The organism is Trichococcus sp. ES5 (assembly GCF_900067165.1).
In the GTDB taxonomy this organism is placed as follows: Bacteria; Bacillota; Bacilli; order Lactobacillales; family Aerococcaceae; genus Trichococcus; species Trichococcus flocculiformis.
Window position 1 is genome coordinate 66,841 of record NZ_FJND01000007.1, and the last position, 12,482, is coordinate 79,322.

A 12,482-nucleotide genomic window follows, 5' to 3' on the forward strand; every position below is an offset into this window, starting at 1 on the left:
TCATTCAAAGCGTTCTTCTCATTTATAAGTTTCATATTAGTCATACCTTCTTTGTGTGATATCAATACAGAATTTTATTAACTGTTGTAATGAAAAAAATATTATAAATAAAGCACAGCATAGCGTCACTGATAACCTTAACTTTTTTCGTCTGTTCTCCATGTATCTATACTCTTTTTTTTACTATTCTAATAAACATATACCAGTTAAACGCTATTCCCAGCATTAATAGTATTCCTCCAAAAATGTAAGTATTCTTACTTACGTTCTCAAGGTAACCTAATAAGAAAATAAAAACTAAAGAAATGAGCACTATTCCAAACATCAAATTAACAAATATATAAAGTGATTTTTTCATACGTCCTACCTCCAAATATTCAGTGTCACCTAAAATGGCACCTCTTGGATTATCTTAATGTTTCAATCAGGTCTTTTTTAGCAGCTGCTGAAGCAGGCATGACAGAAAAAATCAAACCGATCCCAGTCGATACACTTATGGCTAAAAACACAGTGAAAAATTCAATTGAAATTGGAATATCAATGATGGATCCAATGATGTAAGCCAAACTGATCCCTACAATATAGCCCACAACCCCTCCAAACAAGGTCAGTGTGACGCCCTCCAAAAGAAATTGCATCCGAATGGAATTTTGGGTCGCTCCCAGCGCACGCCGAATCCCAATCTCCTTTGTCCTTTCTGAAACAGAAATGTACATCATATTCATTACGCCTACACCTGCAATAAAAAGTGATATTCCGGCAACAGCGGAAATAAATACGGTGATTGTGCGGAGGATTTTACTGATCCCGTCAGTTAATAAGGCGGTGTCGAATACTTGATACTCACCAAAGGCTTTCATTGCGCCCTTTTCCTTGAGTTGTTCAATCACATCCGTCGTCACGGAACTAGGAGACACCCCTTTTTCTAAGGTTACGGTCAAGGAAGATTTTTCAGCCGTATCATTGAAATAGTGCAGATAAGTTTTTTTGGGAATTTGAATGTTGCTTTCTGGCATAGAAAACAGACTTTCTGACTCCGAGCCTTGATAAATCCCGATTATTTTAAATAGCTGGCTATCTAATTCAATGCCACGATCCAATGCGTTCTCAGCACTTCCATACATCTCTTTTGCGGTAACGGAATCTATCATTGCTACTTTATCCAGTGTTTCATTTTCATAAGCGGTCAGCTGGCGTCCGATAACGGGATCCTTACCCAGATCATTTATTAAAGAAACCTGCTTATTTTGTTTTTTACCCTTGATGTAAATGCCTTTATAAATGTTCGAATAATCGGGGTCAGGGTAATTTGCGGATTTCACTCCCTCAACTTGCTTTACGGTTGCAATGTCCACATCAGTGAAATAATCCAAACTGCTGTAGCTCAGACTATCGTTACTTGGGGCATAATTTACTTGTATGTTCACTTCATCCGATTCACCATTGGTTAAATTCCTTAACGTTTCTTTCTCAAATCCGCGGCCGATTGATAAAATAGTGATGACGGAGGCAATCCCAATCACAATGCCAAATATGGTTAACAGGCTTCGTTTTCTGTTTTTTAAGATTGCTTTAGTAGCGGTTCGCCAATTAACATATATGTTCATGGGCGTAACGCCTTATCTTCAATAATCTCACCATCCCGAATACTTATTAATCTTGAACAATACGGGACCATATCAGGGTTATGTGTAACGAGAATAATCGTAACCTGATCTTGGGTATTCAAATCCACAAATAACTTCATAATCTCCTCAGAAGTATGCGAATCCAATGCCCCCGTCGGTTCGTCTGCGATGAGGAATTTAGGTTGGTTAATTAACGCTCTGGCAATTGCCACGCGCTGCTGTTGGCCGCCTGATAACTGTTTCAGGTGTTTATCCGCCTTATCGGCTAGGCCAACTTTTTTCAAAACAGCCATTACCTTTTCTTCTGTTTGATGAAATTTATAGCCATTATAAAGCAAGGGTAATTCAACATTTTCAAAAACAGTATTATTTTCGATCAAGCTGAAATTTTGAAACACAAAGCCCACAGTTTGATTCCGGATTTTTGAGAGGGTTTCATCGGAAGAAGTCAATAACGTCTTTCCCTCAAATAAGTATTGCCCTTCGAATTGTTTATCGATGAATCCCAGTAAATTAATTAAGGTTGATTTGCCCGATCCCGATGGACCCATAATGGCAATCATTTCACCTGGAGCAATCGCCAGATTAATATTTTTTAGGACATGCAGGCTTTCTTCATCGTTCTTATAGTATTTATTCACATTAACCAAACTGATCATCTAATTCACCATCACTTCTTGGCCGTCTTTTAAATCTTGGGACGGATTGGAAATAATTCGATCCTTTTCTTTTAATCCCTCTGTGACAACAAAAACACCGTCTCTATTTTCTGACAGGATTGGCTGTTTTTTGACAGTTCCTTTGGAATAGACAAAAACATACTGCTTATCCTCTTCGTTCAGGATTGCCTTTTCGGGTATACGCAGTTCATTAACGGGTACATAAATTTGGCAACTATACCCATATTGTAAATTTTCTGATGGTTTTACTTTGAAGGAATAATTTGCCACATTAGATTGTGCAGTTGCAGTCCCCTCAGTAGCCGTAGATTCCGGCAATATACTGACTTCTGTGATCGTACCTGCGATTTTTTTATTACTGTTCAGCAATTGGATTTCCACAGCTTGATCTGTTGCTAAGTGTCTGTAATCATACTCGGAAACTAATGCTTTTATGATTGTGTCTTTGCCTAAAATTTTAATAACGGGAACACTCGCATTTGTTTTCCCTTTCGGTTCCACAATGGCGGTTCCGTCAGTTGTTGCTGCTACATTTGTTGTAATTTTATTCTTGGCAAGTTCGATATTTTGAGTGGCAGTGGATAAATCTAAATTTGCGGAATCTAGTGCTTGCTGGGCTTGTGAGATGACTTCTTCCTGGGAAGAGATAGCTTCTTTATACTGATCCATTTTAGCTTGTTCTTCTTGGCGAATGGCTTGCCCTTCCATTGAATCGGCATCTGCATTATTGAATTTACTTAATGCTTCATTCAAACTATTCTGGATATTTTGTTTTTTCACATAAGTATTGTCTAGATTTTCTTGTGCATTGTTCACCGCTAAAGTTAGTTTGTCGAGCGTTTGTTGCTGTTCCGTTATTTGATCTTGTACGGTTTCGTTTTGATAAACCAAAACCACCGTGTCTGCACTGACTTCTTGATTGTTTGTTACTAAAATATCGGAAACCTGACCCTTTGTCTGATCAAAATAGAATTCCTCAACATTTTGAGCCGCAACGGATCCATTAAAAATTAAATCATCGGCTTTTTTTATTGTTACCGCGTCATAGGAGGCCACTGCAGGTTCTTGTTGTTGTTTTTGTTTGAAAAAAAATGCCGTACTGATCGCTAAAATGGCGATCACTCCCCATACGGCACTAAAGATTATGCGCTTCTTTTTGGATAGTGGTTTCATGTTAAAGCCTTTTTTATTCGTTTGTTCTTCCTTTGCCTTGTTTCTCTTCATTCCTTACGCCTCTGTTTCGGCTTTAAACAGGTAGATTATGGCCAAAATAGCCGGTATGGAAACCAGCGCTTGAAGACCCATACTGACCACAGAAACCATCTTGGTAATGTCAGTAAATCCTTGAATTTCTATTTCGGGAGTGAACAGTAAGGAGTAGATAATCCCGGTTACTATCCAAAATATATGGAGGTAGTACGGTGTTTTTGTAGTTGAGACGCCTTCTTTCAGTTTTTTATGTGCAGATATAAGCATAATCAGGATTGTAATCGAGATGCTTACGCCGATAACAGCATAAGCTTTTGTCCCTATACTATTTGCTTGTTCATATAATTGCGTGGCTGAAGATCCGTAGACGGCTTCTGTGTAGAGCGATTTGTCAGGATTTAAGACTCCCCTTAGCCCTACAATTGATGTGAGCAGCCCCAGAGCTTTCAAAACTAATAACACCATATTCCAATTTTTAGCCTTTTTAAGGTAATTCTTTTTGTCTTTTGTCTTCATTTTAGATTACACATCTTTTCATCAAGAATTTTTATTATCGGTTGAACTTTATAAAATCGGTTAAAAAGTTCGTTCTCTATATTTCCCTCAACTTTAACTTTACTCTCGAAATTTTTTTGAAAAGGTTAAAAAGACTGATTAATAGTAACAGTAAAAGTAAAATTGAAGGTGTTGCACTGATACTGTATATAAAGAATGCCACTATTATAAAGTCGGTAAATATAAAAAATAAATCTTTTAGATACAGATGTATATTGTCGAAAAGATGTTTAATCAATGTTTTCCCTCCCACACACATCCAGATTAGAGTTGCTAATAATCCTATTTTTTTGCCCGTTCTTCATGTGTCAGTGACTGAAAAAGATATGTTGTCTAGTACTACGACATTATTGTATTTTTTTGTTAGATTAGACACTTCAATCATGTAAATCTCTCCTCTTTCCTTATCTAATCACGGTTAAGTTTCTTTAAAAAAATTTAAGTAGCAATAATACAATTATTACAGAAATTAAACAGCCTCTTGCTCTTGCTAGCTACACATTTAATTTCTTTTTTTTCTTAAATTTTCCCCACTTTTGTAAATCATAATTGAAACTATTATAATGTACACTGTACAGACTCCGATAAAAAATGAAGAACTGATTTTATCTTTTGCCAAAATAATTATAAACATGCATCCCGCTAATATTGGAATGTATCTATGAAAGTCTTTAATCATTTTATTTTTTTCTCCTTTTTAACAAGATTTCTTTTCGCTTTGCTCTCAACTATCATTTGCTTTATTCCATTAAAAAACTGAGCTACTATAAACTCAACTTTCGCACCTTGAGAATGAGTTCGAAAAATTGATATAACAACGTTTCTGTTTATAGATTTATGTAGTAACGCCAAGGTGGAACTACTATTGACCGAATTAAAAGCGCATTTGAGAAAATATTTTACGCCAGTTATAGGTAATATTGTTGAGCAGACGAAAAACATCATCCATGTAACATGGATTCCCGCTAAAACATAACTAGGAACAAGTGAAAAACCCGCTAAATCCACGCTTGGATAGTATTTAGAGGCTTAATGCATCTAGTTGTGTATTTTATGTATAACTAAGATAAAACACATTCATATCAATGGTTTAGCCGACCTGGTTACGACTTTTCCGGGAATATAGGTTATATGTATGGCTATTTTTATTGATAAGCTTCCTATAAATCGGAGTTGATATTTTTCATTACATACTCAAATAGAGTCAGGATGAATACTAATATAATTGCAGAAAACCAAAATATAATAGTTTGTCGTTCATATATTTTACATATTCTGATATACTGATAAAGTCACACGCTCCCAATATATCATGACAAAAGAATGGAACGCTGACAGACTGTTGGAAACCTACAATTGTACTCTTTTCTGCCACGCCATAAATTTCTTTTTCAGATCTGTGTGTACCCATTCACAAGAAATTATAAAATTAAGAAAATCAAAAACCCCCACATAGAAATGCCTCCTAAATAATATTGTTATAAGGAGTATATTTTTATATGGGTGATTAACGGCAAAATGACACGAACAAGAAACTTTAGTTGCAAAGATGAGACATTTCCCAGTGCTGATAAAAGGAGTTCTTATGGAAATTTATGAAGCAGTCGCAACTCTTAGAAAAGATAAGAATATAAAAATTGAAGAAGCGATTGGCAACAGTATGTCCAGAGCCAGCTTTAATCGTTATATTAACGGGAAAACTGATTTGTATACCTCGCATTTTTTGGAACTATTGGAAAAATTACATGTAAGCTTGGAAGAAATTGAATTTATGTGTAATGGGTATACAGATAACGTTGAAAAACAATTAATGAAAGAATTGAAGCATGCGTTTGAAGATCAGAATATTCATGAGCTTAATTTTATACTGCAGCATTGCCGGAACGAATACACCATCGACAAAAATGTATTACATAATCATTTGGCTTCACTGACAGAGATCCTGCTGGCAAGGCTTGAACATAAAAATATAGATCTTAAAGAGAATGAATTATATAAATACCTAGTCAAAACTGAAACATGGACGCGTTACGAACTTGTCATGTTCAATAATTCTATGTTCTATTTTGATGCCGAAGCTTTAAAACAAATATTGCCAAAAGCAATCAACAAGTTAGCTTACTATAAAGAAATAAATCCTTATGCAAATGAAGGATTCAGACTACTAATAAACGCCATCATTGCATTCATCAGTAAAAATGAAATTCATCAGGCGCTGATATATATTCGTATATTGGAAAAACATCCTTTGAATGAAGATCAAGCTTATGAAGCTCTCTTACAGAAATTTTTGATTGGGGTTAAACTCATTTTGATTGATGACTCTAAGGGTGATGAAGTCGTTAAGGATTGTATTCAGACCATGCAATTCTTAAATATGGAAAAGATGGCAATTATGTCTACTGGGCTCATAGAACATATATTAGAAAACAAACAAAAAAATCAGCTGCAGTGATTAAACGCTGCAGCTGATTTTTTTTATTGTTTCAGATCAAAAAGAAAGGTGGAGCCTTTTCCCGGTGTGCTTTCGACCGACAAAACGATGCCGTGGCGATCGGCTATCTGCTTGGCGACGGCCAAACCCAGACCTGTGCCTTGCTTGTTGCTTTCTTCGTTTGATTTGAAGAACTTTTCGAAGATGTACGGTTGATCCTTTTCCGGGATTCCTGGCCCGTTGTCAGTGATAGCCAATCGGCAGCCCTCACCTGCGCCAGTCAACGTGATCCGGATTTCGCTCTTTTCGGCTGAAAATTTGACGGCATTTTCCATCACGGCAAGCAGCATCTGCCGCAGCCGGGTATAATCCCCCATCAGCATGAACGCCAACGGCTCTTTCGAGAAAGTCAGCGTAATCCCCTTTTCCCTGGCGATATAGCGCACGGAACGGATGGCATTCTCCACGACATCCACAAAATTCAAGGAGCTCATCTCCATTTGATAGTCCGGATTCTGCAGCCGTGACAGTTCCAGCAGATCGTTGATCATCCGCTCCAGATGGATGCTTTCGGTCAACATCTGTTGGTAGTATTCATCGATTTTGGCGGGATCCTCGACGACATGATCGTTCAAGGCCTCCAGCGAGCCGCGGATGACCGTGACCGGCGTGCGCAATTCATGGGAAATGCTCGTGATAAAATCCTTGCGCATCTTATCCAGTTTGGCGCTTTCTTGCGCGGCTTCCGCCAACTTTTCCGCCAGAATATCGATGTTGGCCGCAAGTGAACCCATTTCATCGTTTTGGACAATCCCCGTATGGGCTTCGTAATGGTTATCCGCCAACTGCTGTGTCGTTTCTTCCATCTTTTTCAACGGCTGGATGAACCGTTTCGCCAACAGGACCGCTATCCCGACGGCAGCGATCAAAGCCAAAGCCAAGCTGATTCCCAAAGTCGAAAATCCCGACCGCACGGCAGCCTGCATGTTTGCGATATAGTCGTGCAAAAGGACCGCAGCGATGACCTCCCCTTCTGAGGAGAGCACCGGCGCCCCTACCGTGATGGAGGTATCCTCCAATAACGGGCTGAAGCCTTCGCTGAAGGCGACTTCCCCTTCAAATACCTCATCAACAAGCGCAAGCGCGGCGCTTGGTAGTTCGGCATAGGTGATCTCTTTTTTGCCGGTCCCGACACTGATCGTCTCCGCGGATTGATCGACAATCCACACCTCGCCCATCGCGATATCCTGAATGGCCGTGATATAGGCGTTGTATCCGTTCACATTTTTGCGCCCGGTCGTACCCGTGGCACCACTTTGTACGAGCAGGCTACTATTTTCGATTTGCTTGCCGGTAGCATTACCATTCGCAGTGGGCGCAGCCGAATCTAAAGCGGGACTACCGTCTTCCAGATAATCCGCCACACCGGCCGCAATCGCCTCAGCCCGTTCCTGCATATCCGCCCGGTAAATTTGTTCGGTATGCCGGGTGAACAGCAGCAGGAAGGCCCCTCCGACAACCAAGGAAAACAGTAAGATGACGGAAGTGAAATAGAGGACCAGTTTGCGGGTGATCTTATACTTCATCTGGGTTCACCTCAAACTTATAGCCGATGCCCCAGACCGTTTTGATGTCCCACGACGGATGGGGAATTTGATCGACCTTTGCCCGCAGGCGCTTGATGTGCGAGTCGACCGTCCGATTATCGCCGAAATAGTCGTAGCCCCAGACACTATCCAACAGATTGTCGCGGCTGAACACCTTGTTCTTGTTTGTCGCCAAAATCCAAAGCAGCTCGATCTCTTTTTTCGTGAGATGGACTTGGTGCCCGGCGACCTTTACGATGAATTCGTCCAATCGGATCTCCAGATTTTCATGGACGTAGAGTTTATGGTGATCCTTGTTGTCCGATGTCTGATCCAACCGCCGTAGGATTGCCCGAATGCGCGCCATCACTTCACCCGGCGAAAAAGGCTTGACGATGTAGTCGTCCGCTCCGATATCCAAGCCCATGATCCGTTCAAAATCTTCCCCTCTGGCGGTCACCATGATGATGGGAATCGAGGAAACTTTCCGGATTTCCCTGCACACTTCGAAGCCATCCTTTTTCGGCATCATCACATCCAGCAAAATCAAATCGAATTTGTCTTTCCCGAATTCCTGCAGCGCCTGTTCGCCATCATAGGCGACGACCGCCTCGTAGCCATCCTTTTCTGAATACTCCTTCAGGATGGATGTTATTTGTTTGTTGTCATCCGCAATCAATAGCTTTACCATCGTACTCCCTCCTCGGGGAAATCATACTGCAAAAATATGGCAAGATTATGTTTTCACCCCGATAATACCACACAAATGTGCCTTTAAAAACACGCTTCTGCCATACTTTTTGATTATTCTTAGGTCAGTAAGAAATAACAAAAAATCATACCAGGGGGAAACAAAAATGAACAAGACAAGAATCATGACCATCCTATCCGTTGCAGGCTTATTTGTTGGAGGTGCAGCACCGGTACTGGCAGCGAGCGACACGGCAGCCCAGAACGGCATGATGACCCAAGAGCAAATCAAGTCAGGCGAATGCACAAATGAAGGAGCAAAAAAACAAGGCAATGAAGAGGCAACCATGAAACGTGCCCGCGAGAAAAGCGGCACGTGCGATGGAACGGGTACGCAAGCCAATCAGAACGGCAACCAAAACGCTACGGGCGAAATGGATGGCGACGGCAACCAATACGGTACGGCTGAAACGGACAATGACGGCAAAAACGGTGTCCGCGATCAATCTTGCCAAACTGAATAACAGTCCATCACATTAGAGTGAAGACTATAAGACAAGAAGGGGCGGTCTCGCAATGAGATCGCCCCTTTTTGTGCGTATTCCACTTTTGCAGCTGAAATCCCACAGATCGAGAGAACAAGACTGCAAAAACATACCCGCCAGCTCCGGCCAGGCTTTCGTTCGCCGGAGGAGCCGGTAAATAGATGGGCTCTTCTCCGATGTAGCTTCAGCTGGTCGGAAGACGGCATCTGAATGTGGTGTCAACTCCAGCGAAGCCTCCTTAACCGGAGCTGGGTAGCCCCACAACTTCTCCATGCAAAAACTCCTCAACCTATCCAATGCTTCGCCCATAACTCATGACCGCAAGCAGCACCATGTACGCGAGGAAAACAAAGTCGTTGCCGGAAAAGCCGATCTCATAGTAATAGGTTCGCTTCACATGGCCGGAAAACCGTTTCGCTTCCATTGCCACGGCGATGCGATGCGCGCGCCGGATGCTCCCTGACAAGAGCGGGATGGTGTAGACCTTCATCCTGAGGAGAATACCCTGCAAGCCTTTCACCTTTTCGCTTCCGCGCACCTTGCGAGCATTGCGGATCGTTTCGAATTCTTCCGTCATGATCGGGATCAACCGCAGCGCAGCCATGAAGCTGTAGGCATATTTAGGATTCAGCCGAAGCTGTTGCATCAACGAATAAAACAAGTTGACCGGCCTCGTCGTCAATGCGAAGGTCAAGCCCAAAACAGCGAAGACCAATGCGCGCAGGCCGATCAGCATCCCCCGCAAGAAACTTTCCTCGGTGATGCGGATCAGCCCCCATTCGAACCAAAGCGTTTCGCCTTTTCCGAACAGGATCATGGCGCTGGCTGTCGACACGAAAATGGCGCAGAAAGGGATCAATAGCAACAAAATCCGCTTCAACGGCTGTCCCGTAAACAGCAGGAACAGGATCAAAAGCCCGCTGCCGATGAAGGCCATGATTTCAAGGTTGCGGACAAACATAATTGCGATGCAGAGCAGCAGCGACATGCCCAATTTCAGGCTGGGGTTGACACGGTGGAGCCAGGTTTCTTTCGCTTGTTCCCATTCCTTCATCTGCACAGTCCCCCTTCCAAGCGCAAATCAGCGGAGAATGCAGTCCGCATGTCCGTAGCCGATCCGGTGGTGTCCCGGATTTCGCCGTCGACAACCGTCCAAAACGTTGTTCCGTAGTTCCGGGAGAGTGTTTCATCGTGGGTCACCATCAGGATGACGGCGCCCTTTTTCCGGTAACTCTCCAAAAATTCCAGCAAGGCAAAGGTGTTTTTGGAATCCAACCCGAAAGTCGGTTCATCCAAAAGGATCAGCCGCTGACCTTGGATGATCGTCGCAGCGACGCTCAGACGCCGCTTTTGCCCCATCGAAAGTTGGAAAGGATTTTTCTCCCGCTGCCCGCTCAACTGGAAGAGTTCTAGGTATTCCTCCACCAGCTTCTCGATTTCCGAATTCCCCTTGCCGTCCAACCGGAGCGAATAAGCCATCTCTTCGTAGACCGTGTTCGCCACAAACTGGTACTCCGGATTCTGGAAAACGAAAGCCACCCGTTCGGCTAGCTTCTTCAATTTTCTGATTGGCTTTCCCTCCAACTCGTAGTGCCCGCTCGTTTTGATGAACTGCATGACGGCATGGAGGAAGGTGCTTTTTCCGGCTCCGTTTTGGCCGCGGATGATGACCCATTCACCCGGATAGGCCGCCAGCCCGGCCCCTTGAATTTTTATTTCCCCATTGCGCAAGCCTTTAAAATCGCGCAGTTCCAGCAGCGGACTCTGCAATCTAAAGGACTTCTGCTTTCGTTGCAAGGGCGTTTCCGCCAGATGTTGGTCCCATACCCCCGGAAACCAGATGCCCTGCTCCTTCATCTCGTCCTTGTGGGCCGAGAAGATTTCTTCGTTCGGTCCATCGGCGATGATGCGGCCGGATGCATCGAACAACACGAGCCGTTCGGCGAATGCCAGCACATGATCGATTTTGTGTTCCACAATGATGACCGTTTTGTCCTTGCAGACATCCTGCAGGACCTCCCAGATCGCTTCCGTTCCTTCCGGATCCAGCATGGCGGAGGGCTCATCCAAAAAGAGCACTTCCGGATCCAACACCAATACCGAGGCGATCGCCAGCCGTTGCTTCATCCCTCCGGAAAGGCTTTCGATGGGGATATGGCTGTCCGCCAGCTCCAAACCCACTTGCCGGAGCGCAACGTCTATTCTGGCAGTCATCTCTTCGCGCGGAACCGCCAGATTTTCGAGCACAAAAGCGAGTTCTTCATCGACATAGGGCATGCAGAATTGGCTGTCCGGGTCCTGAAAAACATAGCCCCAGGAAGCCGGCGTCACGAGCTTTTCGGCCTTCATCGGCACTTCGATCGATTGCGGAATCAGCCCGCTCAACACCTGCAGCAGCGTGGATTTGCCGCAGCCGGACGGCCCCAAAAGCAGCACTTTTTCGCCTTCAGCCACCGAAAAGGAAAGATCCTTGAACAACAAATCGGCGTCGCCGGGAAACTTCAACTTCAGCTTTTCCACATACGCTCGCTGCTCCATTTCCGCCATCCTCCTTAATCCATATCTGTGAAATCTTCAGTCGAAAGCGGACGGACAAGGTTCGTCACGCCGGTATCCTCCAGGACTTCCGCCAAGTAGTAGGCCAGCACCCCGGCAAAGAAAATCGAGCCGGCAAAACGGGCCAACAAATACAGCGCCAAGTTCCAAGCAGCCAACTCAGCAATCTGCCCGTTCAACGCATCCACCACTAGCGAACCCACGCAAGATGCCGAAGCTGCCAAAGCGGCAACCTTCAGGTCAAAACGTTTGTAACGGAAGGCCATGAACACCAATTCCGCAAACAATCCTTGCACCACGCCGGAAAGCAAGACGGTCAGACCCCATGGCGACCCCAAAAGGAATTCACCTGAAGCCGCAGCGATTTCCGCCAACAGCGCCACACCCGGTTTGCGGATGATGAAATAGGCGACGGTACCGGCGATGAACCACATGCCGTACAGCAGCTGATCAAGATGCAGACCCAACGGCTGCACCGCGTAATAAACCGTTCCCCACAGGATGTAGACGATCCCGAAAGCGATGGCGATGACGATCGTCACCAAAATATCTGTAAGCTTCAATTCTTTTTTCATTTTCTCTGTCTCCTCATTGTGTTT

General features: G+C 43.6%; 11 protein-coding genes. 2 read left to right on the forward strand and 9 right to left on the reverse strand.

Annotated features, from left to right (window positions below; all coding sequences use genetic code 11):
- Positions 1 to 407: 407 nt before the first annotated feature.
- From TES5_RS07530 to TES5_RS07545, 4 genes are read right to left on the reverse strand one after another with little or no spacing between them, the layout of a single operon-like run.
- Entirely contained in the window at positions 408 to 1,607 is a 1,200-nt protein-coding gene (locus TES5_RS07530) for an ABC transporter permease (RefSeq protein ID WP_068561253.1), read from the reverse strand.
- Positions 1,604 to 2,287 carry an ABC transporter ATP-binding protein gene (locus tag TES5_RS07535; RefSeq protein WP_068561254.1) on the reverse strand — a complete coding sequence of 228 codons (684 nt, stop codon included), beginning with the start codon at positions 2,285 to 2,287 and terminating at the stop codon, positions 1,604 to 1,606. The genes TES5_RS07530 and TES5_RS07535 overlap by 4 nt, the downstream gene beginning before the upstream one ends.
- Positions 2,288 to 3,532 (reverse strand): efflux RND transporter periplasmic adaptor subunit, encoded by a 1,245-nt coding sequence (locus tag TES5_RS07540; RefSeq protein ID WP_083546476.1) that lies wholly within the window; start codon positions 3,530 to 3,532, stop codon positions 2,288 to 2,290.
- A 3-nt stretch (positions 3,533 to 3,535) separates the two neighbouring features.
- Positions 3,536 to 4,033, reverse strand: a complete 498-nt coding sequence (locus tag TES5_RS07545; protein WP_068561255.1) for a hypothetical protein — start codon at positions 4,031 to 4,033, stop codon at positions 3,536 to 3,538.
- 1,624 nt (positions 4,034 to 5,657) lie between these two features.
- Between TES5_RS07545 and TES5_RS07560 the strand changes: the two genes are divergently transcribed.
- The gene (locus TES5_RS07560) at positions 5,658 to 6,527 is read left to right on the forward strand and encodes an Rgg/GadR/MutR family transcriptional regulator (RefSeq protein WP_068561258.1); all 870 of its coding nucleotides are present in this window, start codon (positions 5,658 to 5,660) and stop codon (positions 6,525 to 6,527) included.
- A gap of 23 nt (positions 6,528 to 6,550) precedes the next feature.
- Here the strand turns inward: TES5_RS07560 and TES5_RS07565 are convergent, their stop codons facing one another.
- Both TES5_RS07565 and TES5_RS07570 read right to left on the reverse strand, forming a co-directional pair.
- Entirely contained in the window at positions 6,551 to 8,092 is a 1,542-nt protein-coding gene (locus TES5_RS07565) for a sensor histidine kinase (RefSeq protein ID WP_068561259.1), read from the reverse strand.
- Positions 8,082 to 8,783: a response regulator transcription factor gene (locus TES5_RS07570; protein WP_068561260.1), complete on the reverse strand. Its 702-nt coding sequence runs from the start codon at positions 8,781 to 8,783 to the stop codon at positions 8,082 to 8,084. Before TES5_RS07570 ends, TES5_RS07565 begins: the two co-directional genes overlap by 11 nt.
- A 166-nt stretch (positions 8,784 to 8,949) precedes the next feature.
- Between TES5_RS07570 and TES5_RS07575 the strand changes: the two genes are divergently transcribed.
- Positions 8,950 to 9,306 carry a hypothetical protein gene (locus tag TES5_RS07575; RefSeq protein WP_068561261.1) on the forward strand — a complete coding sequence of 119 codons (357 nt, stop codon included), beginning with the start codon at positions 8,950 to 8,952 and terminating at the stop codon, positions 9,304 to 9,306.
- Between the two features lie 310 nt (positions 9,307 to 9,616).
- Here the strand turns inward: TES5_RS07575 and TES5_RS07585 are convergent, their stop codons facing one another.
- Genes TES5_RS07585 through TES5_RS07595 form a run of 3 tightly spaced genes read right to left on the reverse strand, consistent with a single transcriptional unit; the run spans position 9,617 to position 12,458 of the window.
- Positions 9,617 to 10,381: an energy-coupling factor transporter transmembrane component T family protein gene (locus TES5_RS07585; RefSeq protein WP_068561263.1), complete on the reverse strand. Its 765-nt coding sequence runs from the start codon at positions 10,379 to 10,381 to the stop codon at positions 9,617 to 9,619.
- A complete protein-coding gene (locus tag TES5_RS07590; RefSeq protein WP_068561264.1) occupies positions 10,378 to 11,865 on the reverse strand; it encodes an ABC transporter ATP-binding protein in 1,488 nt (495 codons plus the stop codon). Before TES5_RS07590 ends, TES5_RS07585 begins: the two co-directional genes overlap by 4 nt.
- Before the next feature lie 14 nt (positions 11,866 to 11,879).
- Positions 11,880 to 12,458 (reverse strand): ECF transporter S component, encoded by a 579-nt coding sequence (locus TES5_RS07595; RefSeq protein ID WP_068561265.1) that lies wholly within the window; start codon positions 12,456 to 12,458, stop codon positions 11,880 to 11,882.
- Between the last annotated feature and the right edge of the window lie 24 nt (positions 12,459 to 12,482).

Bases quoted from the DNA above. Each gene is read 5' to 3' on its own strand.
- TES5_RS07530 (WP_068561253.1), bottom strand. From the start codon at position 1,607: ATGAACATATATGTTAATTGGCGAACCGCTACTAAAGCAATCTTAAAA.
- TES5_RS07535 (WP_068561254.1), bottom strand. From the start codon at position 2,287: ATGATCAGTTTGGTTAATGTGAATAAATACTATAAGAACGATGAAGAA.
- TES5_RS07540 (WP_083546476.1), bottom strand. From the start codon at position 3,532: ATGAAGAGAAACAAGGCAAAGGAAGAACAAACGAATAAAAAAGGCTTT.
- TES5_RS07545 (WP_068561255.1), bottom strand. From the start codon at position 4,033: ATGAAGACAAAAGACAAAAAGAATTACCTTAAAAAGGCTAAAAATTGG.
- TES5_RS07560 (WP_068561258.1), top strand. From the start codon at position 5,658: ATGGAAATTTATGAAGCAGTCGCAACTCTTAGAAAAGATAAGAATATA.
- TES5_RS07565 (WP_068561259.1), bottom strand. From the start codon at position 8,092: ATGAAGTATAAGATCACCCGCAAACTGGTCCTCTATTTCACTTCCGTC.
- TES5_RS07570 (WP_068561260.1), bottom strand. From the start codon at position 8,783: ATGGTAAAGCTATTGATTGCGGATGACAACAAACAAATAACATCCATC.
- TES5_RS07575 (WP_068561261.1), top strand. From the start codon at position 8,950: ATGAACAAGACAAGAATCATGACCATCCTATCCGTTGCAGGCTTATTT.
- TES5_RS07585 (WP_068561263.1), bottom strand. From the start codon at position 10,381: ATGAAGGAATGGGAACAAGCGAAAGAAACCTGGCTCCACCGTGTCAAC.
- TES5_RS07590 (WP_068561264.1), bottom strand. From the start codon at position 11,865: ATGGAGCAGCGAGCGTATGTGGAAAAGCTGAAGTTGAAGTTTCCCGGC.
- TES5_RS07595 (WP_068561265.1), bottom strand. From the start codon at position 12,458: ATGAAAAAAGAATTGAAGCTTACAGATATTTTGGTGACGATCGTCATC.